Genomic DNA, 24,878 nt, shown 5'->3' with positions numbered 1-24,878 from the left:
TCAATCAGCCAAGCTCAGTCCGAGTACTGCGCCGCAATGCGCTCGAACTCGGCCTCGGTGGCGTCAAAGGCGTCCACCACGGCCGGATCGAAATGGCTGCCGCGCCCGGCTCGCAGGATGGCCGCCGCCTGCGCATGCGTCATCGGGGCTTTGTAGCAACGCCGGCTGATCAGGGCGTCGTACACATCGGCCAGCGCCATCAGGCGCGCACCCAACGGAATGGCGGTTCCCCGCAGGCCCTCGGGGTAGCCGCTGCCATCCCACTTTTCCTGGTGCGAATAGGCGATCTCCTTGGCCACACGCAGGAAGGGCACAGGCCGCCCCAACTGGCGTTCCGCCGCCTCGATGGCGTCACGGCCCAGGCGGGCATGGGACTTCATGTGCTCAAACTCATCGTCCACAAAGGGGCCGGGCTTGAGCAGGATGTGGTCGGGGATGCCGACCTTGCCGATGTCGTGCAGGGGCGCTGATTTGTAGAGCAGATCGACCATGGTGTCGCTGAGCTCGGCGGCGTAGTCGGGGTGGCGCTGCAGGGCCAGGGCCAGCACCCGCACATAGTGCTGGGTGCGCCGGATGTGGTTGCCGGTGTCGTTGTCGCGGGTCTCCGCCAGCGAGGCCATGGCCAGGATGGTCACGTCCTGAATCGCCGCGAGTTCGGCGCTGCGGCGTGCCACCTCGGCCTCCAGATAGGCCGCCTTGTCGCGCAGGAAGTCGTGGCTGCGCTTGAGCAGCAGATGCGTGCGTACCCGGGCCAACACGATGGGCGGGCTGATGGGCTTGGTGATGTAGTCCACCGCACCGAGCGAAAAGCCCAACTCCTCATCCGCCACCTGGCTCTTGGCGGTCAAGAAAATGATGGGCAGCTCACGGGCCTCGGGCATGGCCTTGATGCGCCGGCACACCTCATAGCCATCGAGCTCGGGCATCATCACATCCAGCAAGATCAGGTCCGGCGGCTCCTCTTGCACGATGCGTAGCGCCTTCTCGCCATGGTTGGCCACGCGCACCCGGTAGTCCTGACGCAACAGCCCATGCATCAGGCTGAGGTTGTCCGGGGTGTCATCCACCACCAGCACGGTCGCTCGATCAAGCATCCCCCCTCCTCGGGGCCGCCTCCAGGGCAGCCTCCAGATTGACCGCCAGCACGGGCAATAAGGCCTCCAAGGTGGCCCGATGCGCGAGCAACTCGCTGTGCAGCGCCGCCAGCTCCAGGACCGCCACCAAGCTGCCGGCCCGCATCACCGGCAGCACCACCAGGGCTCGGGCCGAGCCCTCGTAAAGACCGGTGCGCAGGGTCCAGTACTGAGGCGGCGGAGCCTCCAACCACAACGCCTGCTGACTCTGGGCGCATTCGCCCACCAAACCCTGGCCCAGCTCGATCTGGTCCGGCACCTGCCCGCCGCCCCACTGCGCCAGCAAACGCAGTGACTGGCCGGGCGCAGACCGGTAAAGGCTGGCCTGGTGCACCGGCATCAAATCAGCCAGCCCCTCAAAGAAGCACTGGGCCAGCGCCCCCACCTCGCGGCTCTGCTGCAGCTTGGACCCCAGGCTCGCCACCTCGGTCTGCCAGCGGGCCCGCTGGGCCAGGAGTTCGGCGGTCTCGGCCTGCTGGGCCACCGCTGCCCGGCGTGCCGCTTCATGGCGCATGGCGCGCCATAACGCGAAGGCCAGCGCCGCCACGCCCACAAAAACCAAGGCCACCAAACCCAAGCTGAGCGGCGAATGCAGCGGCGTCTGGCGCAGCAACAGCAGCCGCCACGGCCCTTGCACATCGTTCCAGGCCAGTTCGGCCTCGGCACGCAGCCAGCCTGGCCCCAGCGGATCGGTCACCGCGGCCAGGCGCAGGCCTTGCAAGTCCGGCCGTGAGGCGGCAAACACCTCGCCGGCGGGTGAGACCAGCAAGGCCAGCTCGGCCGCCAATGCCAGGGTGCGATCCATCTGCGCAAGCGGCAGGCGCATCAGCAGAACGCCCTGGACGGCGGAGTAGTTGCCCGACTCGGCATAGATCGGTGCGGCCAGTTGCAGCTCACGCCCGCCCTCCCCGCGGCTGGCATAGACCGACTCCACCTGCTCGCGCGCCATCAGCACATGGGGCTGCTGGCGCCAGGTCTGCCCCAGGGCCTTGCGACCGGCGCCCTCGGCGGCGATATCCCATACGCCCACCACCATGCCCTGCTCATTGAGCACCCAGGCGGCATCGGCCTCGACGCTGCGCGCCAGGGTCTCCAGGGCCTCGCTGAGTCGTGCACCGGCCTCGGCCCGCAGGGCGGCCGGGGCGCGCGCCGCGCTTTGCACCGCGCCGTCCATCTGCCCCGCCAGCAGCATGGCGCCCATGGCACGGCCGGCCAATGTGCGCCCCAACAGGGCATCGGCCTCACGCTGTGTCTGCACACTCAAGTCGACCAGCGCCTGCCGCTGTTCGGCCGCTTGCAAACCCACGGCGGCGGCCCAGGCCGCCAGACCCGCCAACACCAAGATGGCGCTCACGGCCCCGATCGCGCCGGCACCTGAAAGCAATCGCTTCATGGGCCCAGCTCCCAGTCCTGCGCAGCCAGTCCCTGCTGCAAGGCACCCAGGGCGGCTTCGAAGTCATAGGCGCGCAGCGCACGCTCCAGCGCGCCCGCTCCGCTGCCCAGCACCTGACGCAACAGCCCCGCGTGCTCACTCCAGATTTGCTGCGCCTCCGCGTCGTCTTGGGCCATGCGTTGCCGCAACTGGCGCAGCCAGGGCCCGGCCTGCGCACGCAGAGCCGCCTTCTCTTCAGCCGACACTTCAAGCGTCGGCTCCAGGCTTGGAGTCGACGCGCCCAGGCCTGCGTCGATGGCCTGGCAACAGCGCGCCAAGAGCGATTCGGCGGCCTGCCACAGCGGCGCCGCGGGCGCCTGACCCTGGTGCAAGGTCTGTTCCAAGGTTTCAAGCATTTCAGGCAGCTGACGGGCGCCCACCGTGGCAGCCAGGCCTCGCAAGGTATGAACGCGGCGCTCCGCCGACGCAGAGTCACCCTCACTCAGCGCTTGCTGGGCCACAGCCAGGGCATCGCGCTGACCGGCTGCGAAGCGCAGCAACAGGTCGCGCAACCGCCCCTCGTCGCCGCCCACGCGGGCGCGCACCTCATCGAGCGCCAACCCATCCAGTTGCAGCCGCACAGGGGCCGGCAACCAACGCTGCAGCGCCTCCATGAGGGCGGTCGGATCGATGGGCTTGCTCAAGTGCTCGTTCATGCCCGCGTCCATACACAGCTCGCGGTCCTCGCTGCGCGCATTGGCCGTCATGGCCAGCACGGGCAGTTGCTGCCAGCGTGCATCGGTGCGCAGACGGCGCGTGGCCGTCAGGCCGTCCATCACCGGCATCTGCATGTCCATCAGCACCCAGTCCGGGCGTTCGCTGGCCTCCATCTCTTCCAGCACCCGCAGGGCCTGGGCGCCATCGCCGGCCACCCGCACCCGCACCCCCAGATCGGCCAACAGACCGCTGGCCACCTCCTGGTTCAGCTCGTTGTCCTCCACCAGCAGAGCCAGGCGGCCGCGCAGCTCGGGCGCACTCTCGCCGCCCACCGCCAAACGCGGTGGCGCCGGGCCGACGCCACCGGACAGCACCTGAATCAGCCCGTCAAAGAGCAGACTCGCGTTGACGGGTTTGAACAACAGCGCATCGACGCCCGCGCGCGCGGCCGCCTGGCTGAGCTCCTCCCGGCCATGCGCGCTGACCAGCAAGGTGCGCGGCGCCCGCGGCCGGCCACGCAGGCGTTCGGCCACGCTGGCGCCGTCCAGGCGGGGCATCTGCCAATCCAGCAAGGCGGCATCGAAGGGACGATCGGCACGCTCGGCGGCCTCGATGGTGGCCAGCGCCGCCTCGCCATCGGCCACGGCCTCCACCCTGAAGCCCATGCTCTGCAAAAGCTCCACCATGACGCGGCGGGCCGCCTCGTTGTCGTCGGCCACCAGCAGGCGCCGGCCGCGCAGATCGGGGCGCGGCGCCGGCAGCGGCAAGGCCCCGCCAAGACCCAGCCGGGCCGTGAACCAAAAGGTCGCGCCCTGCCCCGGCTGGCTTTGCACGCCGACCTCGCCGCCCATCAGCTGGGCCAGATTCTTGGAAATCGCCAGACCCAGCCCCGTCCCACCGAAGCGGCGCGTGGTCGAGGCGTCCGCCTGCTCAAAGCTTTGGAACAGCCGGGCCTGCTGCTCGGCACTCAGGCCCAGGCCGGTATCACGGACGGAAAAGCGCAGCAGCACGCTGTCGGGCCCAAGCTCCTGCACCCGCACATCAATTTCAATCTCGCCCTGCTCGGTGAACTTGACGGCGTTGTTGGCGTAATTGATCAGCACCTGCCCCAGACGCAGCGGATCACCCACCAGCGAGCGCGGCACATCGGGGGCGACATGGAAGATCAGCTCCAGGCCCTTGGCCTGGGCCTTTTCGGCCACCAGGGTGCTGAGGTTGTCCAGCACCTTTTCCAGATCAAACTCGATCCGCTCCACCTCCAGCCGACCGGCCTCGACCTTGGAGAAGTCCAGCACGTCATTGATGATGCCCAGGAGGTGCTGGGCCGACTGCTGGATCTTGCGCACATAGTCATGCTGCCGGGCATCCAGCTGGGTGCGCAGTGCCAAATGGCTCATGCCGATGATGGCGTTCATCGGCGTGCGGATCTCGTGGCTCATATTGGCCAGGAAGTCGCTCTTGGTGCGCGTGGCCTGCTCGGCCAGTTCCTTGGCCTGACGCAGGGCATCGGCGCTGGCCCGCTCAGGGGTCACATCGTCGATGGTCCAGACCACGCCTCGGGCGCGGTCTTGCAGGTCAATGGCCCGCCCACTCAAGCGCGCCCAGAACACATGACCATCCGCGCGCCGCAGCCGCTCCTCGGCATGCACGATCTCGCCCCGCCAGACCTTCTCATAGACCTGCCCCAGGCGTTCGAATCCCCCCTCGTCGGCATACCAGTGCTGAGTCGCCTTCCCCAGTAGCGCCCCAGACTCGGCGCCCAGCAGGACTTCAAGCTGGCGATTGCACTTCTGCACCACCCGTTCGTGAATCACCACGATGCCGCTGGACACCGACTCGAAGATGGCCTGCTGCTCGTCCAGCATCTGCTGTACCAGGGCCTCGCTGCGGCGCCGCTCGGAGATGTCCTCGACCATCCAGATGGCGGCCTGGCGCTGACCCGGCGCCGCCAGGCTCTTGACGGCCAACAGGGCCCAGAAGCGCTGGCCATCGGCCCGCGTGAGCTGCCACTCACGCTGCGCCGGCAGATCAGCTGCCAGATCGGTCTCGATTGCGGTGACAAAGCGGACGTGGTCCTTGGCAGAGGCAAAGGCCAGCGCCACGCTGGCGCCGCTCAGGCTCTCAGCCGCACGGCCCAGCAGCTGGCCCATCTGCGCATTGGCGCGCTGAATGCGGCCCTCCACCACATGCAGGATGCCCACCGGGGCGTTGTCAAAGATCGCGTTCTGGGCCGCCAGCAGGCCGGCGATGGACTCGCGCTGCGCCTGCAACTCGGCCGTCTGGGTGCTCAGCAAAGCGGCCTGCTCCTGCATGCGCTGGGCCTGGGCCTGGGTGGCCTCGAGCAGGCGCTCGGTCTTGATCCGGCGCTCCAAGGCCTCGATGGCGCTGGCCACCACCGGCAGCAAGGCATCCAGCAACTCGCGCTCGCGCGGCTGCAGCGGCGCAAAGCGCGCCAGCTCCAGCACCCCCAGCACGCGCTCACCACTGAGCACCGGCTGCGCCAGCAGCATGCGCGGTGCCGCCGCCCCCAGGCTGCTGCTGAGTTGCACATAGTCGGGCGCGACATCGGTCAACACGATGGCCTGTCGCTCCATCGCGGCCTGACCGACCAGACCCTCGCCCCAGACGAAGTGCTGCGCCAGTTGCTTGCGCTCGCTCAGCGCAAAGGAAGCCAGCAGCCGCAGGCGCCGGCGCTCCTCTTCATGCACATAGAACAGCCCATGACCCAGACTGAGCAGAGGTCCGAGTTGCGCCAGCAAGCGCCGGGCCAGTTCGGTCAGGCTGCCCAAGCCCTGCAGCTCGGCCGCCAGCCGGCCTTGTTCGCCCTTGATCCACTGCTGGTCGGCCAGGGCCTGCAGATGTTCGCGTTGCAGCGCCAACGCCTCAGTCAGCGCGCTCAGCCCCTGGACCTCGCCGCCCACCCCCAAAAGGGCGCGCAGCTGCTCTTGCAACCGCGCCAAAGGACGCAAAACCAAGCGCTGCTGCACCCGCCAAAACCACAGCAGGGCCGTGATCGCCTGCAGCATCAGCAGGCCCAGCAAGGCGATCTGAACGCCCCGCTGCAGGCGCTGCTCCTGCGCCTGGGCCTCGGCCTCCTGCTGCGCCAGCCGAGTGCGCCATTGCTGCAGCGCCTGCTGCAGCTCGGGATCGGCCGGCCGCGCGCCCGTGCGCTCGTCTTGCAGCGCCGCCCGCTGGGCCCAGCGCAGGCGCTGCGCCCGCTCGCCCAATTCCACCAAGGCTTGGCGGGCGCTCTTCTCGGGCGCCAGGGCCATCAGCAGGCCCAGTGCCCGTTCGCGCTCTTGGCGCGCATCGCGCTGATCGAAGTTCAGTAGCGCCTGGGGAGCGGCGGCTTGCACGATGTCCCGCTGCTGCTGCAGCGCCTGGTCCCACGAGGCCACAGCCTCCAGGGCCTGCTGCCGGGCCTGAGTGGCCACATCCCACTGCTGCTGCGTCCAGGCCCAGGCCAGCACAAGCACCACCTGCACCAGCAGGCTCGCGCCGAGCAAAAGGCTCAAGGCCCGATGCAGCCGCTCGGCCCGCACTCAGCCTCCCCTCATCAAGAGCAGGGCCGACTGGCCGGCCACCTGGACCCGGCAGGCACTCATTCGAGCCGCCAGCGCATGACCCTGGGCATGGGCCAGTTCCACCGTCCAGCCCTGCAACTGCGGCTGCTGGTGCAGCTGGCGCAACAACTCAACCTGACTCTCGGGCCGCATCCACAGGCTGAGCAGATTGCGGCTGGCCGCCAAATCAGGCGCCAGACCCAGCCATTGAGCCCAGGCCGCGGAGAGCGCCAGGGCGCGGCCGGACTCGGCATACAGCGCCATGGGCAGCGGTGCCTGGCGCACCAACATCAGGGCTGAGGTGTCTGACGCGGCCGCGTCAACCGCCCCCGCCGCAGCCGGACCGGCCTGAACCGGCTCAGCCCTCAGCGCGGCGGCATGTGATTGCAGCACCAAGGCCAGCAAGGGCTCCAGGTCCTTGAGCGCCTGCTGGTCCGCTGGTGTCAGCTTGCGCAGGCTGGCCAGCTCCAGCACCGCCAACACCTGTCCGGCCTGGCGGACTGGCCACAGCAGCAAGCTGCGAGGCGCCATCGCGCCCAGGCCCGAACGAATGCGCAGGCCGGCACTCGATGCTTCATCCAAGCATTGAGGGCGGGCGCTGAGCGCGCACTGCTGCAACAGGGCCAGCGCCTCCGAGGCGGGCAGCTCGGCCCCCTCGCCGCCCCAACGCGCCACAGCCCGCAGGCGTTGGGTGGGTGGGTCCCACAACGCGGCCAGCGCCGCGCCCAGCGCCAGGGGCCTCGCCAGATGGCTGAGCGTGAACTGCAAGGCGGCAGCTTCGTCCCGCGTTTGACTCAAGCCTTGCGCAAGGCTGGCCCAGTCGGAGGGCCCTAAGGACGGAATCAAGGGGGGGGCCTCCGCCATCGCTGCAGCAGCCTGAACCCGCCCTTTGCGCATCCCGCCAAGCCACCGGCAGCCCAGCATCACGCCCAGCAGCACAGCGCTGCCGGTCAGAAGCACCCAAATCCAGACCGAGGGGGAGGCGTCAAAGGGCATGTCGACTTGACTATAAGCAGACGCTGCGCTGACACCGGGCTTGCCATCTCGCGTTTTTGCCACAAGCACAGGCCCCAAGGCCGGAACCCCCGGATAAACGCGGTAACGTTGCGCCCGCCGTTTTTTCCTAGGACAACACCATGGCCAAAGCCAAGCCCGCTCGCGCTGCCGCGCACCCCTTTGCCAAGACCCAAGCCAGCTTCAAGACCGCGTCTGGCAAGGAAGGCCAGCTGTTTTCGCTGCCCAAGCTGGCCAAGCAGTTCCCGAACGTCAGCCGCATGCCCGTGAGCATGCGCATCGTGCTGGAGTCGGTGTTGCGCAATTGCGATGGCAAGAAGGTGACCGAAGAGCACGTGGCTCAGTTGGCCAACTGGAAGCCCACCGCCGCCCGCAACGACGAAATTCCCTTCGTGGTCGCCCGCGTGGTGCTGCAAGATTTCACCGGCGTGCCGCTGCTGGCCGACCTGGCCGCCATGCGCAATGTGGCCGCCAAGATGGGCAAGAACCCCAAGGCCATCGAGCCGCTGGTCCCGGTGGATCTGGTCGTCGACCACTCGGTCATGATCGACCACTTCGGCAACAAGAAGGCCCTGGACCTGAACATGAAGCTGGAGTTCGAGCGCAACCGCGAGCGCTACGAATTCATGAAGTGGGGCATGCAGGCCTTCGACACCTTCGGCGTCGTGCCCCCGGGCTTCGGCATCGTGCACCAGGTGAACCTGGAGTACCTGGCACGCGGCGTGCACAAGAACAAGGCCGGCGTGTACTACCCCGACAGCCTGGTGGGCACTGACAGCCACACCACCATGATCAACGGCATCGGCGTGGTCGGCTGGGGCGTGGGCGGCATCGAGGCCGAGGCCGGCATGCTGGGCCAGCCCGTGTACTTCCTGACCCCGGACGTGGTGGGCTTCGAGCTGACCGGCGCCCTGCGCGAGGGCGTGACCGCCACCGACCTGGTGCTGACCGTCACCGAGATCCTGCGCAAGCACAAGGTGGTGGGCAAGTTCGTCGAGTTCTTCGGCGAAGGCACCCGCACCCTGGCCCTGCCGGACCGCGCCACCATCGCCAACATGGCCCCCGAGTACGGCGCCACCATGGGCTTCTTCCCGGTCGACGAAAAAACCGTCGAGTACTTCAAGGGCACCGGCCGCACCAAGGCCGAGATTGAAGCCTTCGAGGCCTACTGGAAGGCGCAGAAGATGTTCGGCGTGCCCAAGGCCGGCGAGATCGACTACACCTCAGTCGTCAAACTGGACCTGAGCACCGTGGCCCCCAGCCTGGCCGGCCCCAAGCGCCCGCAGGACCGCATCGAGATCACCCACCTGTCGAGCAAGTTCGGTGAGCTGTTCAGCAAGCCGACCAGCGAGAACGGCTTCAACCAGCCGGCCGAAAAGCTGGGCCAGACTTTCAAGGCTGACAACGGCGTGGAAGTGAAGAACGGCGACGTGCTGATCGCCGCCATCACCTCCTGCACCAACACCAGCAACCCGGGCGTGCTGCTGGCCGCCGGTCTGCTGGCCAAAAAGGCCGTGGAAGCGGGCCTGAAGGTGCAGCCGCACATCAAGACCTCGCTGGCCCCCGGCTCGCGCATCGTCACCGAGTACCTGGAGAAGGCCGGCCTGCTGCCCTATCTGGAAAAGCTCGGCTTCAACGTCGCCGCCTATGGCTGCACGACCTGTATCGGCAATGCCGGTGACCTGACGCCGGAGCTGAACAAGGTCATCCAGGACAACGACCTCGTCTGCGCGGCCGTGCTGTCGGGCAACCGCAACTTCGAGGCCCGCATCCACCCGAACCTGAAGGCCAACTTCCTGGCCAGCCCGCCCCTGGTGGTGGCCTATGCCATCGCCGGCAATGTCACCAAGGACCTGATGACCCAGCCCGTGGGCAAGGGCAAGGGCGGCAAGGATGTCTACCTGGGCGACATTTGGCCGACCAGCGACGAGGTCTACAAGCTGATGAAGCACGCCATGAACGCCAAGGCGTTCAAGGAGAACTACGACAAGGTCAAGAACAAGCCCGGCAAGCTGTGGGACGCCATCAAGGGCGTCAAGGGCCAGGTCTACAACTGGCCCAAGAGCACCTACATCGCCGAGCCGCCCTTCTTTGGCGACTTCGAAATGGAGCCCAAGGCCGTCACCACCGGTGTGCAGGGCGCCAAGGTCATGGCCCTGTTCGGTGACTCCATCACCACCGACCACATCTCGCCCGCCGGCTCCTTCAAGGAGACCACGCCGGCCGGCAAGTTCCTGGTCGAGAACGGTGTGCAGAAGGCCGACTTCAACAGCTATGGCGCACGCCGCGGCAACCACGACGTGATGATGCGCGGCACCTTCGCCAACGTGCGCGTCAAGAACCTGATGTTGCCGGCCAAGGCCGACGGCTCGCGCGAAGAGGGTGGCTACACCCTCAAGGGTGGCAACAAAATGGCCATCTATGACGCCGCCATGCAGTACATCGCCGAGGGCACGCCCACCGTGATCTTCGCTGGCGAGGAGTACGGCACCGGCTCCAGCCGCGACTGGGCCGCCAAGGGCACGCAACTCTTGGGCATCAAGGCCGTGGTAGCCAAGAGCTTCGAGCGCATCCACCGCTCCAACCTGATCGGCATGGGCGTGCTGCCCCTGCAGTTCAAGGGCAGCGACAGCTGGGAGAGTCTGGGCCTGACGGGCACCGAGACCATCGACATCGAGCTGGCCAAGGAGATCAAGCCCCAGGGCGATGCCAAGCTGGTGATCACGCGCGCCGACGGCAGCAAGAAGGAAGTCAAGCTGACCCTGCGCATCGATACCGCCATCGAAGTGGATTACTACTTCCACGGCGGCATCCTGCCCTACGTGCTGCGTCAGCTGCTGGCCGCCTGATCCGGACCCGCAAACCATGCCAAGGGCGCCCCAGCGGGGCGCCCTTTTTCATGGCCGCAGCGTGGGCAAACGGGCCAACAGCTCAGCGAGCCGTTCACCACTGACGGGTTTGCTGAGAAAGTCATCCATGCCGGCGGCCAGGCACGCCCGGCGGTCTTCGGCAAAGGCGTTCGCCGTCAACGCCACGATGGGCGGCTGCACAAAGGGCGCAGGCAGCGCACGGATACGCCGGGTGGCCTCGATGCCATCCAGCTCGGGCATCTGGCAATCCATCAGCACCAGGTCAAAGGACTGTTGCTGCACCTCACGCAGCGCCTGGGCACCGTCGTCCACCAGCACCACCGTCGCCTGCAAGCGCTCCAGCAGCCGGGCGACCACCTTCTGATTGATGAGGTTGTCCTCGGCCACCAGCACCCGCAGGCCAGGACTGATGCTGGCTGCAGCGGGTTGCGGTGCCGCTGCGGGTTCCAGCCGCACCAGATTGAGGCGGAATTCAAAGCAACTGCCCTGCCCTTCGCGGCTGCTGACCTCGATGCGGCTGCCCATCAATTCGACGATGTGCTTGCAGATCACCAGGCCCAGGCCACTGCCGCCATAGCGGCGATGGGTGGAGGCCTCGGCCTGGCCAAAGCGCTCGAACAACTTGCCCAACGCCTCGGCCGACATGCCCACACCGGTGTCGGTGATGGCGATGTGCAACTCGACCTTTTCGGCCTGGACCGTGACGGCCCGCACCGATAAGCGCACCACCCCACCCTCGGTGAACTTATTGGCATTGCCCAGCAGATTGCTCAGCACTTGGCGCAGACGACTGGCGTCACCTGCGACCCAAAGAGAATCCAGCCCCTGAGCATCGAGCTCGAACTGATTGCGACGCGCCTGCGCCAGCGGTCTGAACAGTACGGCCACCTCGTCCATCAGACGAGCCGGCTCAAATGGCAGGACTTCCAGCTGCAGCCGCTCCTCCTCCACCTGGGCCAGATCGAGGATGTCGCTGAGCAGCTCATGCAGGGCCTTGCCGGCACTCTGAATGCCCTGCACAAAGCGCTTTTGGTCACTGAGCAGCGGGGTGTAGCTGAGCAGCTCGGCCATGCCCAGCACGCCATTGAGCGGGGTGCGGATCTCATGGCTCATGGTGGAAAGAAAGCGAGACTTGGCCTGACTGGCCGCCTCAGCCGCCAGCTTGGCCTGGGCCAGTTGGCTTTCGGCGCGGCGCTGCTCGGTCACGTCAAAGGCGATGCAGATGAAACGCTCGGGCTGGCCGTCCTCTCCCAGCACCGGGGTCATGGCATGGTGCAGGCACAGCTCCCGACCATCGGCTGCGCGCACCACCAGGTCATCGCGCCACACTCCGCGGCGCATCATGGTTTCAAACTGCAGTTGCTGCTGCGCCGCATCAGGCGGCTGGCACTGCACCTGGCTGCAGGGCTGGCCGATCAGGTCGCTGCGCGCATAGCCCAGCAGTTCGAAGAAACTCGGCGAGGCGTCCAGCAGCCGTCCGTCGAGGGCCAGATCCACCACCAGTGCGCCATTGCCAATGGCGCGGCGCTGGTCCTCCAGATCCTTGAGGGTCTGCTGCACCAAACCGGCGGTGCGATTGAAGCTGCTCAGCGCGGCCTGCAACTCGGCCGGCCCCTGCTCGGGCAGGCGCACTTCGCGCTCGCCCTCGCCGAATCGGCGCGTGGCCTCGTTCAGCGCCTTCAGGGGCCGCAGCCCCACTGCCACCAGACCATGAATGGCCAGGCCGTTGACGATCAACGCGAGCAGCAGAATTTGCCAGCCGGTGACGAATCCTGCCCACAGGTTTTCGTAAGCGGTGGCGGCACTGATCCTTACCTCCAAGCTGCCATAGCTGACGCCGCCCACCGACAAGGACAGCCGATCTGAGAGATCGTCCAGGCCCAACCACGCCACGAAGAATGCAGGAACAGCCTCACCCTCGGGGGGGCGCTGCGCCTGCAGTTCCATGCCCTGCGGCGCGCGCCAGCACAGTTTGAATACGTCGTCATCGCGCACCCGCTCATCCAGGATGCGCTGGATCAGCGTGAAGTCGCCCACCACGGCCTGATCCAACACCATGGATCCGACGGTGCGCAACTGGCTGTGCAGCCTCTCCTGCATCTCGTCGCGTGCCGTCAGGGCGCCGCGCCAGGTCAACGCCACCACCAGCAAGGCGCCGGTGAGAGCCAGGGCCAGGCTACTCGCAACCACCAAACGCAGCCGCAAGCTCCAGGCGGCGGGATGGAGGGGTGCGTTAGGCAATCTCATGGGGCTTTGGCTGCAGCTTGGCGATGGAACTGGCGCACGTTTTCGAACTCGGCATCGGTGGCGGCGACGAAGCGCACCGGCTTGTCCAGCTTCAAGGCCGCCGCCGCTGCGGCCAGGGCGGCGCGCCCGGCCTCATCCTGATCCAAACCGAGCAAGGCGGATTGCAACTGCGCCAAAGTCTGCGCCGACACCCGAGGATGCGCCATCAAGGGAATGTCCAGGTAGGGCTCCGAACGCCACAACACCCGATAGGCCAGGCCCTCGCGCGCGGCAAAGGCCGCCATCACCTTGGTATTGACGCCGGCTGCCACCACGGCCTTGGCGCGCAGCTGCCCCATCGCGCCCTCCTGATTGCCGGCAAAACTGGGCTTGACCTCGACCCCGGCGCGTCGCAGCGCCTCCATCGGCACGGCATAGCCCACAAAAGCCTCGGCCGACGGGAAGGCCACGGCCTGGCCCGCCAGTTCGCTCAGGCTCTTGATGGGGGAATCCTGCAGCACCACGAACTCGCCCGTGATGGGCTCGCCGGCCAAGCGCGCAAATACCCGCCATCCCAAGCGGACACGCTCGGGCGTGAACAAGTGGTTGGTATAGGCCAGGTCGTACTCACCAGCCACCGTGGCGGCCGTGGTCTCGGGCGCCGTCTTGGCCATGCGGAGCTCCACCGGCCGGCCGATGCGGCGCCCCAACTCCACCAAGATGGGGTTCCAGAAACTGGCGGTCAGTTGCGGGCTGCGCTGATTCAACACCCCCAGCGTCAGTCCCGGAGCAGGAGCGCTGGACTGGGCCTGCGCTTCCGAAAGGAGCGAGAGTCCCACAAGCCCCAAGCAAGCCAGACCCAAGCGACGCAACATGGCAGCCCCCATAAGCTGAGGGCCAGCATAGGTCAGCGCAGCCGGCCAGCGCCCTCCGCGCTATCCCCTAGGAGATCGGTTGCGCCCGCCAAGCCGCGCTCGCGCGCCAACTGCTCCAGCAGGCCCATGAAGGGCGCCAGCTTGGCGTCCACCGCCTCGCGCACCGTGTCCACCACGACCTGGGTGCCACGGTCAATCTCCAGATGCAGGGCATCACCCACCGCCTTGTCACCAAAGGTGGTCATGCGCAGAGTCTCGGGGATCAGCCAGACCTCGAACCAGCCCGATCCATCCGCCTGGCGCTCGGCCTCGGCCACGGTCAGGCTACAGCCATTGACCCCGATATAGCCTTTGGCAAAGACGTAGCGCATCCACGGCGAGTCAACCCCGATGCGCAGCACATGGTTGTTTTCCGGGCGACGAATCTGGCTGATGTGGGCGCGGGCATCAACATGACCCGACAGCGGATGGCCGCCGATTTCCGCCCCATCGCGGGCCGCTCGTTCCACATTCAGAGCACTACCGACTCGCAGCTGACCCAGCGTCGTGAGTGCCAAGGTCTGGCCCATCACGTCAAAGCAGGCGCGATTCGGCGCCGGCCGCTCGGTGACGCTCAAACAGACGCCATCGCAAGCCACACTGGCACCGATGGCCAAATCCGCGTCGAAATCGGCCGGCAGCTTCAGCGTCAAGCTGTGCAAGCCTGCGCGCGCTTCTATCGCCTCGACCGTGGCCACGCCTTGCACGATGCCGGTGAACATCAGCGGCCCTCCACCAAGGCCTGAAACTGCTCGGGCTTGAATCCGACGCTCAAGCGCCCGTCCTCCCATTCAACCACCGGCCGCTTGATGAGGCTGGGGTGCGTGGCCATCAGGGCCAGGGCGCCGGCCTCGTCGCTGGCCAAGCCTTGGGTCGCCGCGTCCAACTTGCGCCAGGTGGTGCCGGCACGGTTGAGCAGCAACTCCCAGCCACTCTGTGCCGCCCAGGCCTTGAGCTGTTGCACGCCGGGAGCCTGCTTCTTGAAATCGATGAACTCATGGGCAACGCCGGCCTGAGCCAGCCAGGCACGCGCCTTTTTCACCGTGTCGCAATTGGAAATGCCGTAAAGCCGCATAAAGGGAGTCGCCCAAGGAAACAATGCGGGCGTGATTGTGCGTCTACACCCCAACAGCCTGGCCTTCCCCGACCCGCGCGAGGCCCTGGGGCCCGAGAGCGAAGCCCCGGGGCTGCTCGCCGTTGGCGGCGACCTGCGTGCCGAGCGCTTGATCGAGGCTTACCGCCACGGTGTCTTCCCTTGGTACGGCCCGGGCCAACCCATTTTGTGGTGGTGTCTGCAGCCCCGCATGGTGCTCAAGACGGCCGACTTCAAGCTCCATCCCTCGCTGCGCAAGACGCTCAAGAAGACGCTGCGCAGCCCGGACCACGAACTGCGCGTCAATCACGATCCGGCGGCCGTCATTCGCGCCTGCGCAGAAACTGCACGGGCGGGGCAAGCCGGCACCTGGATCCTGCCCGAGATGCAGGACGCTTATATCGAACTGGCACGCCGGGGCGTGGTGCAGTCCTTCGAGACTTGGCATCAGGGCCAGCTGGTGGGCGGGCTCTACGGCCTGCGCCTGGGCCGGATGTTTTTTGGCGAGTCGATGTTTGCGCGGCAAAAAGACGCCTCCAAGCTGGCCCTGTGCCATCTGATCGCCCTGTGCCGACGCGACAGCATCCCCTGGATCGACTGCCAACAAAACACCCGCCATCTGGCCTCCCTGGGCGCGGCCGAAGTCGGTCTGACGGAATTTCTGCAGCATTTGCGCCAGACCGTGGACACCGAAGCCCCGCCGCCCTGGACCTATGATTCCCAGGCCTGGACCCACCTACTCGGCCCGTGACCCAACTTAAAGATCTGCCCTTCACCCAGGTGCAGTTCTATGCCACCGCCCCCTATGCCTGCAGCTATCTGAGCGGCCAGCAGGCGCGCTCGCTGGTGGCCACGCCGGGTCATCTGATCCATGCGGACGCGTACTCCCAGCTGGTGAGCCAGGGCTTCCGGCGCTCAGGGCTGTTCACCTATCGCCCCCAGTGCGGCAACTGCCAAGCCTGCGTGCCACTGCGCATCCCCGTCGCGCGCTTCACCCCCAATCGCAGCCAACGCAGGGCCTGGGCCCAGCACAGCGATTTGCAAGCGCGCGTGATGCGCCTGGGCTATAGCGCCGAACACTACGCGCTCTACCTGCGCTACCAGGCCGCCCGCCACAGCGGTGGCGGCATGGATCACGACAGCGTCGATCAATACACCCAGTTCCTGCTGCAAAGCCGGGTCAATTCCCGCCTGATTGAATTCCGCGACGAGGGTGTGCTCAAGATGGTGTCCATCCTGGACATGCTGAGCGACGGGCTATCCGCGGTCTACACCTTTTATGCGCCCGATGAGGGCTGCAGCTACGGCACCTACAACGTGCTGTGGCAGATCGAACAAGCGCGCCAGCTCAAGCTGGCCCATCTCTATCTGGGCTATTGGATTGAGCAGAGCCCCAAGATGGCCTACAAGGCCCGCTTTGATCCACACCAGGTCCTGGTGGACGGCCAATGGCAGGATGCCCGGCCGAAAAAACAAAACCCCGCCAGCTGAACGCTGCGGGGTCTGTCTTGGTGGGCGGTGCAGGGTTCGAACCTGCGACCCCTGCCGTGTGAAGGCAGTGCTCTACCGCTGAGCTAACCGCCCGGAATCTGATGGCATTGTGTTTTCTGGGTACCAGGAAAACCTGGTGGGCGGTGCAGGGTTCGAACCTGCGACCCCTGCCGTGTGAAGGCAGTGCTCTACCGCTGAGCTAACCGCCCCAGAAAACTGCTGCCGCCGAAGTCCGTGAACTTCGCCGTCTCCGGGAAAGCAAAAGATTATGCCATGGTTTTTGCAGCTTCCTGAGCTGCACGCCAAATTGTCTTGCCACCGCTCTCTTTGTCGAGTGCCTTAAGGGTCACTTCATGGGCGGCGATCTCAGCTTCGGTGGGCGCCACCCGCGGCAATGCGAGCGCAGAAAAATCAAAAGGCGCCAAGGGTTCTTCGCTGGATTGCGCGGCTTCGCCCCCTTCTGCGCCGAGCAGGCTGTGCTGGCCGCGCGTCAGGCGGACATAGACCTCGGCCAACAACTCAGCATCCAGCAAGGCGCCGTGGAAGGTGCGGCCGCTGTTGTCCACTTCCAGGCGGCGACACAGGGCATTGAGCGAATTGGCCTTCCCCGGGAACAACTCCTTGGCCAACTGCCAGGTATCCAGCACGCTGGCCACCACATCGGCCATCAGGGGCCGGCGCAGGCGCTTGAGCTCAGCGTTCATGAAACCGATGTCGAACGCCGCGTTGTGAATCACCACCTGGGCGCCGGCCAGGAAGTTCATCACCTCCTCGGCGACCTCGGCGAACTTGGGCTTGTCAGCCAAGAACTGGGCCGACAGACCATGGACGCGAAAGGCCTCTTCGGGCATGTCGCGCTCAGGGTTGATGTAGAGATGCAAATTGCGACCGGTGAGTTGCCGGTTGATCATCTCAACGCAACCAATCTCGACCAGTCGATCGCCCCCTTCGGCTTCCAGGCCCGTGGTTTCGGTATCGAAAAAGATCTGCCTCATCGCACCGCCTCCCGAGCCGGAGCGCGCCACCACAGCCAGGCGCCGGCCGCCACCATCAAGAGGCACAGGGTCTGCCCTTGGCTGATGAAGGACAGGCCGAAGTCAAAGTGATCGGGCTCGCGGAAGAACTCCATGAAGAAGCGAAAGCCGCCATAGCCCATCAGGAAAAAGGCGCTGACACGGCCGCGCGCACGCGGGTGGCGGGCATACCAGGCCAGCAGCACGAACAGCAGCAAGCCCTCGGTGAGGGACTGATAGATCTGTGAAGGATGACGCGCCACCCAATCCCCGGCCTGCGGAAACACCATGGCCCAGGGCAGATCGGCCGGCGCGGCGCGACCCCACAACTCGCCGTTGATGAAGTTGCCGATGCGGCCCACCATCAATCCCGTCGGCACGCCCGGGGCGATGAAATCGGTGACATCCAGGAAATGCCGCCCCTGCGCCCGGGCATAGAGCGCCATGGCCACGATCACACCCAGCAGGCCGCCGTGGAAAGACATGCCGCCCTTCCAAACCTGCAGAATCTCCAGCGGGTGATTCAGGTAATACAGCGGCTCATAGAACAGCACCTGGCCCAGACGCCCGCCCAGCACCACGCCCAGCACGCCATAGAACAACAAGTCATCGAGCTGCGTCGGCGCCCAGCCTGAACCCGCCGGCGTGGCCATGCGGCGGCGCATCAGGAAGAAGAACATCCCGAAGGCCAGCAAATACATCAGGCCATACCAATGGATGGCCAAAGGCCCCAGGCGCAGGGCCACAGGGTCGAACTGCGGATGAACCCACATGGACGGCACCGAAAGAAGCAAAGGGCCGGGAGTTTAGGGCGCCGCCGCCAACTGCTTGAGGCGGCGCTGCGCGTCCTCCAGGTTCTTGGGCGTGGCCTGCCGGTGCTGCAGCGCACGCTGCAAGTTTTCCCGGGCCGCGGCGGTGGCGCCCAAATCCTGATGCGCAATGCCGATGCGCAGCGCCAGCGGCAAGGCCGCGGCCCCTTCCAAAGCCTGCGCACGCTCGTAGTGCGCAATGGCCTGCGCGTGCGCGCCTGCGTCGGCGGCCACACGACCCAATAGGTAGGCCGGCATGGCCTGCTGCGGATACTGGCGCGCCAGCCGCTCCAACAGCGCTTGAGCCGCCTGGTGCTGGTTGTTCTTCATCCACTGGCGTGAGTAGCCATTCCAAGCTTCCATCAAAAGGCCCTGCAGCACCGGTGACTCCACCGAGCCCAGGCTTGCAAGCTCGCGCTCCACCACGCTCCACTGCTTGTCCTTGGATGCAAGATTCGCCCGCAACAGCGTGGCCAACACCGGCTGGGAGTCGCGCACCTCGCGCTCCAGCTCACGGGCACGATCCACACTGCCGCCCAAAGGCATCAGCAGCAGGAGTTGCTGCAGCGCGTGACGTGCTTCGGCCAATTGCGGATCCAAGGCCAGCACCTGCTCCAAGGCAGAACGCAATGGCCGCAACAAGCGCAAGCCACTCATCCACCCCCCCTGCAAGGCCTGCACACCCAACACCCGAGCCTGGGCGTAATGACAGGCCGCCGCCTCAGGGTACTGGCGCACGCACTCTTGCGCGGCTGTCTCGGCCCGGCGAAGCGCCGCTGCGTCATTGCTCAGGGCCTGCGCCAGGCCTTGCCCCGCCAAGGCCTCGGCGCCCTGCCCCTTGCGAGCCTGCAGCAGCAGAGCGTCAAGCCGATCCTGTTCATAGGCTTGCTGCAGCACGGGGTCACGGAACAGGCTGGCCTGCGCCGGCAGGCTCAAGCACATCAGCAAGCACTTCAGCAAGAAGCAGGTCCAGCGAGTCATGGGGCGCATTCAATCATTCTCGAGCCCGCCAACGAAACGACGCTCACGCGGTTGACCGCTCAGAGCAAGGCCAAGAACTCTCTCAGCACCGGCCCAGCGGGCTCACGCCAAATCAGCTGGGTCTGGCACCGCGGCGCCCCGCGCGGCGCGGGACGATAGACGACCCCGGCACGCTGCAGGGCCTGCATCGACGCGGGCACCCAGGCCAGGCCAAAGTCGGCCGACACCAAATGGATCAAGGTGGCCATCTGCACCGCGCGCTGGGTTGGCTGGACGGCATGGCCATGCTGCCGGTAGAAGTCCAAGACCGCATCGTGCAGGGCCGGTGCAATTTCGCGCGGGAACAGCACCAACGGCTGGCGCAGCAATTCCGCCAGCGTCGGTCGCTCACCAAGGCGCTGAGCCGATGCTTCGGACAAGGCCAGCACCAGGGGCTCGGCACCCACACACTGACAGCGCACGCCCGGCGTCTCCACCCCTTCAGGCTGGAGCACCAAGCCCAGGTCCAGTTCGCCGCGCCCCAGTGCCTCAAGCTGCACATCCAATGTGGCCTCGCGCAGCACCAACTCCACCAGCGGATGCCGGTCGCGGAAGCGGCGTAACCAGCGCGGCAGTTCGCCAAAGCCAGCCGGCGACACCAGCCCCACCCGAAGCCGCCCATGCTGACCGCGCGCGGCCCGCTGCACCAGGGCGCCCAAGGCCTGCCCTTGGCGCAGCCATTCGGCCAGGGGCTCGCGCAGTGCCTGACCGGCGGCGCTCAGGCGCACACGGCGGCTGGTGCGCTCCAAGAGCTGGGTGCCCAGCCCCGCTTCCAGCGCGCGCAATTGCTTGGAGAGCTGCGGCTGACGCAAGCCCAAACGCTCAGCCGCGCGTCCGAAGTGAAGTTCTTCGGCCAAGACCAAGAAGGAGCGCGCCTGCGCAGGATCTATTGATTCCATTTTGGAATCCATTCTCCTCCAAACTGCAGCTTGATCGAATCAATCAGGCTGTCGATACTTTGCCACCCGCACAGGAGTCCGCATGAGCCCCGCCAATCGTCGATCCAAGCACATCACCGAGGGCGTTGCCCGCGCCCCCAACCGCTCCATGTACTACGGCATGGGCTACCAAGAAGAAGACTTCGGCAAGCCCATGATCGGCGTGGCCAATGGCCACTCCACCATCACGCCGTGTAACTCGGGGCTGCAAAAGCTGGCCGATGCCGCCGTCATCGGCCTGAAAGCGGCGGGAGCCAACCCACAGATCTTCGGCACGCCCACCATCAGCGACGGCATGGCCATGGGCACCGAGGGCATGAAGTATTCGCTCGTCAGCCGCGAGGTGATTGCCGACTGCGTCGAAACCTGCGTAGGCGGCCAGTGGATGGATGGGGTGCTGGTCATCGGCGGCTGTGACAAGAACATGCCCGGCGGCCTGATGGGCATGCTGCGCGCAAATGTGCCCGCCCTCTACGTCTACGGCGGCACCATCCTGCCCGGCCACTACAAGGGTCAGGACCTGAACATCGTGTCGGTGTTCGAGGCCGTCGGCCAGTTCAGCGCTGGCAAGATGAGCGAAGAGGACTTCTGCCAAATCGAGCGTCGTGCCATCCCGGGCAGCGGGTCCTGTGGGGGCATGTACACGGCCAACACCATGAGCTCGTCCTTTGAAGCTTTGGGAGTCAGCCTGCCCTACTCCTCAACCATGGCCAATGTCGAGGATGAGGTGGTCGAGTCGGTCAAACAAGCCGCCGCCCTGCTGGTCGAGGCCGTCAAGGCCGACCTGAAGCCGCGCGACATCGTCACGAAGAAAGCGATCGAGAACGCGGTCGCCGTCATCATGGCCACAGGCGGCTCCACCAATGCCGTGCTGCACTACCTGGCCATCGCCCATGCGGCCGGCGTGGAATGGGATATCAACGACTTTGAGCGCGTGCGCCGCCGCACCCCGGTGCTGTGCGACCTCAAGCCCAGTGGCCGCTACCTGGCCATCGACCTGCATCGGGCGGGGGGCATCCCGGCCGTGATGAAGGAGCTGTTGGCCCATGGCCTGCTGCACGGCGACTGCATCACCATCACCGGCAAAACGGTGGCCGAGAACCTGGCTGATGTCCCCGCGCTGCGCGCCGATCAAGACGTCATCCGTCCGGTCGGACGGCCCATCTACACCGAAGGGCATCTGGCCATCCTCAAGGGCAATCTCTCACCCGAGGGCTGCGTGGCCAAGATCACCGGGCTCAAGAACCCGGTGATCACCGGGCCGGCGCGGGTGTTCGAGGATGAGCAGTCGGCGCTGGCCGCCATCATGGGCGGACAGATTCACGCAGGGGATGTGATGGTGCTGCGCTATCTCGGCCCCAAGGGCGGGCCAGGCATGCCCGAGATGCTGGCCCCCACCGGCGCGCTGATTGGGCAAGGCCTGGGAGAGTCGGTCGGCCTGATCACGGACGGGCGCTTCTCGGGCGGCACCTGGGGCATGGTGGTGGGCCATGTCGCGCCCGAAGCCTATGAGGGCGGCGTCATTGCCTTGGTTCAAGAGGGCGACCGAATCACCATCGATGCCCACAAACTGCTGTTGGAGCTGCATGTGGAACCGGACGAACTCGCACGCCGCAAGGCCGCCTGGGTGCGACCGGCGCCGCGGTACACCCGCGGCGTGCTGGCCAAATTTGCCTTCAACGCCAGCAGTGCCAGCACTGGGGCGGTGCTGGATCGCTTCGAGTAAGGGCCTTTCAACCGCCCTTTGGCCTTACCTTTTGCGCTTGCGGGGGTCCACCTGGCCGGTGGCCTCCATGGCGCGCTGTCGGCGGGCTTCCTTCTTCGCGTCCATGGCTTCCATGGCCTTGCGCTGGGTGTAGCCGCTCTTGTCAGCCCAGGCCCACCACACGGCGGCACCCGCAAAGGGCGACAGTACCCATAGCCAGCTCCAGGCCGCGACCGGGTCCACTTCCAAATACTTGAGCAGCAGCAAGATCACGCCAAGAATCACGAACGCCATGGGTCAACCTCTTTGATCTGCGCCGCACTGTAGGGCCAAAGCCGTTCACAATCTCCGCCAGAATTTGTTCCACCTTCCACCCCTGAAGCGAAGCCCCATGAACTCCATCACCCGCTCCCTGCTCATTGGCGCCCTGGCCGTGCTGGCCACCCAGGCGGCGCGCGCCGATCTGGCCCTGGCTCAGAAGAAAAACTGCATGGCCTGCCATGCCGTCGACAAGAAAGTGGTGGGCCCCGCCTTCAAGGACGTGGCGGCCAAGTACGCCAAGGACAAGAAGGCCGCCGACATGCTGGCCGACAAGATCGTCAAGGGCGGCAAGGGTTCCTGGGGTGAGGTGCCGATGCCTCCCAACCCGCAAGTCAGCGCCGACGAGGCCAAGAAGTTGGTGGCGTGGGTGCTCGCGACCAAGTAAGCATCGCACTCCCCAAGCGAAACGGGCCCTCAGGGCCCGTTTTCCATTGAGACGCCCGAGGATCAGTTGGCCGTCGCCGACGGATCCAAGATGGCGGGGGTCTGGTGCGCACCCACGTCGCTACGCGACATGAGTGCACCCCGACCCTGCAATAACCGCTTCGCGACAGCGCCCTCCCGGGCGCCTCTAAGTCAATTGGTCTTGGCCAATTGATCCAAGATTGCCGGCTTGCCGGCTGCGCCGTCCTACGCCAGTCGCCGTTGACACGGCGAACGCCCTTGCGGGAGTTCTTGGATCAATTGGCTTTCGCCAATTGATCCAAGATTGCCGGGTTCTCCAATGTCGAGGTGTCTTGGGTCACGGCCTCGCCCTTGGCCAGGGCGCGCAGCAGGCGGCGCATGATCTTGCCGCTACGGGTCTTGGGCAGGTTGTCGCCGAAGCGGATTTCCTTGGGCTTGGCAATCGGACCGATCTCCTTGGCCACCCAGTTGCGCAGTTCATTGGCAATTTGCTTGGCCTCGTCACCCGTGGGTCGGGACCGCTTCAAGACCACAAAGGCACAGATGGCCTCGCCGGTCACGTCGTCGGGCCGCCCCACCACCGCGGCCTCGGCCACCAGTTCGGTGTGCGCCACCAGGGCCGATTCAATTTCCATCGTCCCCATGCGGTGGCCGCTGACGTTCAGCACGTCGTCGATGCGGCCAGTGATGGTGAAGTAGCCGGTCTCAGCGTTGCGAATGGCACCGTCGCCCGCCAGGTAGTAGCCCTTGAGCTCCTCGGGGTAGTAGCTCTTCTTGAAACGCTCGGGGTCGCCCCAGATGGTGCGGATCATGCTGGGCCAGGGCTTCTTCACCACCAGGATGCCGCCGGTGCCATTGGGCACATCGTTGCCCAACTCGTCCACGATGGCGGCCTGAATGCCCGGGAAGGGCAAGGTGCAGGAGCCCGGGGCCATCGGCGTCACCCCTGGCAGCGGGGTGATCATGTGGCCGCCGGTCTCGGTCTGCCAGAAGGTATCGACGATGGGGCAGCGGCCGCCGCCGACGTTTTGGTGGTACCACTCCCAGGCGGCGGGGTTGATGGGCTCGCCCACACTGCCCAGGATGCGCAGGGAACTCAGGTCGTAATTCTTGGGGTGCACGGCCGGCACGGTTTCGGCCGCCTTGATCAAGGAGCGAATCGCCGTGGGCGCCGTGTAGAACACTGTGACCTTGTGCTTCTGGATCATTTGCCAGAAGCGCCCGGCGTCGGGGAAGGTGGGCACCCCCTCGAACACCACCTCGGTGCCGCCAAGCGCCAGCGGGCCATAAGCGATGTAGCTGTGTCCGGTGACCCATCCGATATCGGCCGTGCACCAGAACACATCGCTGTCCTGCAGGTCGAAGGTCCAGCTGGTGGTCAGCGCGGCGTGCAGCAGATAGCCGCCGCTGCTGTGCTGCACGCCCTTGGGCTTGCCGGTCGAACCCGAGGTGTAGAGCAGGAAGAGCGGATGCTCGGCCTCGACCCACTCGGGCTCGCAGTAGTCGGCCTGGCCATCCATCAACTCATGCAGCCAATGATCGCGCCCAGCCACCCAGTTGATGGTGCCGCCTGTGCGGCGATAGACCACCACGTCTTTGAGCGTCGGACAGCTGCCGCCTTCCAGGGCTTCGTCCACGATGGCCTTGAGCGGCAGGGCCTTGCCGCCGCGCTGTTGCTCATCCGCGGTGAACAAGAAAACTGCGCCCGCATCCTGGATGCGGTCGCGCAAGCTCTGCGCCGAGAAGCCGCCGAACACCACCGAGTGCGTGGCCCCGATGCGGGCACAGGCCTGCATGGCCGCCACCCCCTCGACCGACATCGGCATGTAGATGACCACTCGGTCGCCCTTCTTCACGCCCCGGCTCTTGAGCACATTGGCCATGCGGCTGGTGATGGCCATCAGCTCGCGGTAGCTGACCTTGCGGGTCTGCCCATCGTCGGTTTCAAAAATGATGGCCGTGCGATCGCCACGCCCGGCCTCGACATGCCGGTCCAGGCAGTTGTAGGACACATTGAGCAGCCCGTCCTCGAACCACTTGAAGAACGGCGCTTCGGCATCATTCAGACTCTTGGTGAAGGGCCTCTTCCAGCTCAGGAACTCGCGCGCCAGGCGCGCCCAATAGCTCCCATAGTCGGCATCGGCCTCGGCGCACAGGGCTTGGTAGGCGGGCATGCCCTGGATACGGGCTTGCGACAAGGGCGGATACAGGGTGGACATGAGGACGCTCCGATGAGGTTGAGGGCGGGATTCCCGCAATGGTGCGAATCCTCGC

At 66.1% G+C, this 24,878-nt stretch carries 19 protein-coding genes and 2 tRNA genes; 5 read left to right on the top strand and 16 right to left on the bottom strand.

Features of this window, described 5'->3' with window-relative positions; genetic code table 11:
- Positions 1-14: 14 nt before the first annotated feature.
- The 4 genes from FF090_RS08990 to FF090_RS08975 are packed head-to-tail and all read right to left on the bottom strand — an operon-like array spanning position 15 to position 7,781.
- The gene (locus FF090_RS08990) at positions 15-1,094 is read right to left on the bottom strand and encodes a response regulator (protein ID WP_138856398.1); all 1,080 of its coding nucleotides are present in this window, start codon (positions 1,092-1,094) and stop codon (positions 15-17) included.
- Positions 1,087-2,526, bottom strand: coding sequence for a GAF domain-containing protein (locus FF090_RS08985; RefSeq protein WP_138856397.1), 1,440 nt, complete (start codon positions 2,524-2,526; stop codon positions 1,087-1,089). The genes FF090_RS08990 and FF090_RS08985 overlap by 8 nt, the downstream gene beginning before the upstream one ends.
- Positions 2,523-6,737, bottom strand: a complete 4,215-nt coding sequence (locus FF090_RS08980; protein ID WP_138856396.1) for a response regulator — start codon at positions 6,735-6,737, stop codon at positions 2,523-2,525. The genes FF090_RS08985 and FF090_RS08980 overlap by 4 nt, the downstream gene beginning before the upstream one ends.
- Positions 6,738-6,764: 27 nt before the next feature.
- A complete protein-coding gene (locus tag FF090_RS08975) occupies positions 6,765-7,781 on the bottom strand; it encodes a GAF domain-containing protein (RefSeq protein WP_138856395.1) in 1,017 nt (338 codons plus the stop codon).
- Between the two features lie 140 nt (positions 7,782-7,921).
- Between FF090_RS08975 and acnA the strand changes: the two genes are divergently transcribed.
- Positions 7,922-10,648 (top strand): aconitate hydratase AcnA, encoded by a 2,727-nt coding sequence (acnA, locus tag FF090_RS08970; protein WP_138856394.1) that lies wholly within the window; start codon positions 7,922-7,924, stop codon positions 10,646-10,648.
- A 48-nt stretch (positions 10,649-10,696) separates the two neighbouring features.
- Here acnA and FF090_RS08965 read toward each other — a convergent pair whose 3' ends face one another.
- From FF090_RS08965 to FF090_RS08950, 4 genes are read right to left on the bottom strand one after another with little or no spacing between them, the layout of a single operon-like run.
- A complete protein-coding gene (locus FF090_RS08965; protein ID WP_138856393.1) occupies positions 10,697-12,916 on the bottom strand; it encodes an ATP-binding protein in 2,220 nt (739 codons plus the stop codon).
- Positions 12,913-13,770, bottom strand: a complete 858-nt coding sequence (locus tag FF090_RS08960; protein ID WP_175423591.1) for a phosphate/phosphite/phosphonate ABC transporter substrate-binding protein — start codon at positions 13,768-13,770, stop codon at positions 12,913-12,915. Before FF090_RS08960 ends, FF090_RS08965 begins: the two co-directional genes overlap by 4 nt.
- Positions 13,771-13,802: 32 nt before the next feature.
- The gene (locus FF090_RS08955) at positions 13,803-14,531 is read right to left on the bottom strand and encodes a riboflavin synthase subunit alpha (RefSeq protein ID WP_138856391.1); all 729 of its coding nucleotides are present in this window, start codon (positions 14,529-14,531) and stop codon (positions 13,803-13,805) included.
- Positions 14,531-14,884 carry an arsenate reductase gene (locus FF090_RS08950; RefSeq protein ID WP_138858337.1) on the bottom strand — a complete coding sequence of 118 codons (354 nt, stop codon included), beginning with the start codon at positions 14,882-14,884 and terminating at the stop codon, positions 14,531-14,533. Before FF090_RS08950 ends, FF090_RS08955 begins: the two co-directional genes overlap by 1 nt.
- A gap of 34 nt (positions 14,885-14,918) precedes the next feature.
- Here FF090_RS08950 and aat point away from each other — a divergent pair, with 34 nt between their 5' ends.
- Together aat and FF090_RS08940 are read left to right on the top strand one after the other, a co-directional pair.
- Complete coding sequence (gene aat, locus FF090_RS08945; protein ID WP_138858336.1) at positions 14,919-15,653, top strand: leucyl/phenylalanyl-tRNA--protein transferase; 735 nt, start codon at positions 14,919-14,921, stop codon at positions 15,651-15,653.
- Entirely contained in the window at positions 15,650-16,393 is a 744-nt protein-coding gene (locus FF090_RS08940; protein WP_138856390.1) for an arginyltransferase, read from the top strand. The genes aat and FF090_RS08940 overlap by 4 nt, the downstream gene beginning before the upstream one ends.
- Before the next feature lie 18 nt (positions 16,394-16,411).
- Here the strand turns inward: FF090_RS08940 and FF090_RS08935 are convergent.
- The 6 genes from FF090_RS08935 to FF090_RS08910 all read right to left on the bottom strand — a co-directional run bounded on the left by FF090_RS08935 (position 16,412) and on the right by FF090_RS08910 (position 20,134).
- Positions 16,412-16,486: transfer RNA gene (locus FF090_RS08935), tRNA-Val, on the bottom strand.
- Between the two features lie 41 nt (positions 16,487-16,527).
- Positions 16,528-16,602 (bottom strand) — tRNA-Val (locus FF090_RS08930).
- Between the two features lie 57 nt (positions 16,603-16,659).
- Positions 16,660-17,388: a DNA polymerase III subunit epsilon gene (gene dnaQ, locus FF090_RS08925; protein ID WP_138856389.1), complete on the bottom strand. Its 729-nt coding sequence runs from the start codon at positions 17,386-17,388 to the stop codon at positions 16,660-16,662.
- Positions 17,385-18,179: a prolipoprotein diacylglyceryl transferase gene (gene lgt / locus FF090_RS08920; RefSeq protein WP_138856388.1), complete on the bottom strand. Its 795-nt coding sequence runs from the start codon at positions 18,177-18,179 to the stop codon at positions 17,385-17,387. Before lgt ends, dnaQ begins: the two co-directional genes overlap by 4 nt.
- A gap of 33 nt (positions 18,180-18,212) precedes the next feature.
- Positions 18,213-19,196 (bottom strand): tetratricopeptide repeat protein, encoded by a 984-nt coding sequence (locus FF090_RS08915; protein WP_138856387.1) that lies wholly within the window; start codon positions 19,194-19,196, stop codon positions 18,213-18,215.
- A 59-nt stretch (positions 19,197-19,255) separates the two neighbouring features.
- The gene (locus FF090_RS08910) at positions 19,256-20,134 is read right to left on the bottom strand and encodes a LysR family transcriptional regulator (protein ID WP_246071551.1); all 879 of its coding nucleotides are present in this window, start codon (positions 20,132-20,134) and stop codon (positions 19,256-19,258) included.
- An 82-nt stretch (positions 20,135-20,216) separates the two neighbouring features.
- On the opposite strand from FF090_RS08910, the gene ilvD reads away from it, so the two are divergent.
- Entirely contained in the window at positions 20,217-21,899 is a 1,683-nt protein-coding gene (gene ilvD / locus FF090_RS08905) for a dihydroxy-acid dehydratase (protein ID WP_138856385.1), read from the top strand.
- 24 nt (positions 21,900-21,923) lie between these two features.
- Here ilvD and FF090_RS08900 read toward each other — a convergent pair whose 3' ends face one another.
- Positions 21,924-22,172 (bottom strand): TIGR04438 family Trp-rich protein, encoded by a 249-nt coding sequence (locus tag FF090_RS08900; protein WP_138856384.1) that lies wholly within the window; start codon positions 22,170-22,172, stop codon positions 21,924-21,926.
- Positions 22,173-22,269: 97 nt separating this feature from the next.
- Between FF090_RS08900 and FF090_RS08895 the strand changes: the two genes are divergently transcribed.
- Positions 22,270-22,584, top strand: coding sequence for a c-type cytochrome (locus FF090_RS08895; RefSeq protein WP_138856383.1), 315 nt, complete (start codon positions 22,270-22,272; stop codon positions 22,582-22,584).
- Positions 22,585-22,879: 295 nt separating this feature from the next.
- Here the strand turns inward: FF090_RS08895 and acs are convergent, their stop codons facing one another.
- On the bottom strand, positions 22,880-24,823 hold the full coding sequence (acs, locus tag FF090_RS08890; RefSeq protein ID WP_138856382.1) for an acetate--CoA ligase: 1,944 nt from the start codon (positions 24,821-24,823) through the stop codon (positions 22,880-22,882).
- Positions 24,824-24,878: the final 55 nt, after the last annotated feature.

Source organism: Inhella inkyongensis (genome assembly GCF_005952805.1).
Taxonomy (GTDB): Bacteria; Pseudomonadota; Gammaproteobacteria; order Burkholderiales; family Burkholderiaceae_C; genus Inhella; species Inhella inkyongensis.
This window is presented reverse-complemented; position numbering and strand designations above follow the sequence as displayed.

What these genes read in the sequence shown, in the direction of transcription:
- FF090_RS08990 (WP_138856398.1), bottom strand. Translation starts at nt 1,094, where the DNA reads ATGCTTGATCGAGCGACCGTGCTGGTGGTGGATGACACCCCGGACAAC.
- FF090_RS08985 (WP_138856397.1), bottom strand. Translation starts at nt 2,526, where the DNA reads ATGAAGCGATTGCTTTCAGGTGCCGGCGCGATCGGGGCCGTGAGCGCC.
- FF090_RS08975 (WP_138856395.1), bottom strand. Translation starts at nt 7,781, where the DNA reads ATGCCCTTTGACGCCTCCCCCTCGGTCTGGATTTGGGTGCTTCTGACC.
- acnA (WP_138856394.1), top strand. Translation starts at nt 7,922, where the DNA reads ATGGCCAAAGCCAAGCCCGCTCGCGCTGCCGCGCACCCCTTTGCCAAG.
- FF090_RS08965 (WP_138856393.1), bottom strand. Translation starts at nt 12,916, where the DNA reads ATGAGATTGCCTAACGCACCCCTCCATCCCGCCGCCTGGAGCTTGCGG.
- FF090_RS08960 (WP_175423591.1), bottom strand. Translation starts at nt 13,770, where the DNA reads ATGTTGCGTCGCTTGGGTCTGGCTTGCTTGGGGCTTGTGGGACTCTCG.
- FF090_RS08955 (WP_138856391.1), bottom strand. Translation starts at nt 14,531, where the DNA reads ATGTTCACCGGCATCGTGCAAGGCGTGGCCACGGTCGAGGCGATAGAA.
- FF090_RS08950 (WP_138858337.1), bottom strand. Translation starts at nt 14,884, where the DNA reads ATGCGGCTTTACGGCATTTCCAATTGCGACACGGTGAAAAAGGCGCGT.
- dnaQ (WP_138856389.1), bottom strand. Translation starts at nt 17,388, where the DNA reads ATGAGGCAGATCTTTTTCGATACCGAAACCACGGGCCTGGAAGCCGAA.
- lgt (WP_138856388.1), bottom strand. Translation starts at nt 18,179, where the DNA reads ATGTGGGTTCATCCGCAGTTCGACCCTGTGGCCCTGCGCCTGGGGCCT.
- FF090_RS08915 (WP_138856387.1), bottom strand. Translation starts at nt 19,196, where the DNA reads ATGACTCGCTGGACCTGCTTCTTGCTGAAGTGCTTGCTGATGTGCTTG.
- FF090_RS08910 (WP_246071551.1), bottom strand. Translation starts at nt 20,134, where the DNA reads ATGGAATCAATAGATCCTGCGCAGGCGCGCTCCTTCTTGGTCTTGGCC.
- ilvD (WP_138856385.1), top strand. Translation starts at nt 20,217, where the DNA reads ATGAGCCCCGCCAATCGTCGATCCAAGCACATCACCGAGGGCGTTGCC.
- FF090_RS08900 (WP_138856384.1), bottom strand. Translation starts at nt 22,172, where the DNA reads ATGGCGTTCGTGATTCTTGGCGTGATCTTGCTGCTGCTCAAGTATTTG.
- FF090_RS08895 (WP_138856383.1), top strand. Translation starts at nt 22,270, where the DNA reads ATGAACTCCATCACCCGCTCCCTGCTCATTGGCGCCCTGGCCGTGCTG.
- acs (WP_138856382.1), bottom strand. Translation starts at nt 24,823, where the DNA reads ATGTCCACCCTGTATCCGCCCTTGTCGCAAGCCCGTATCCAGGGCATG.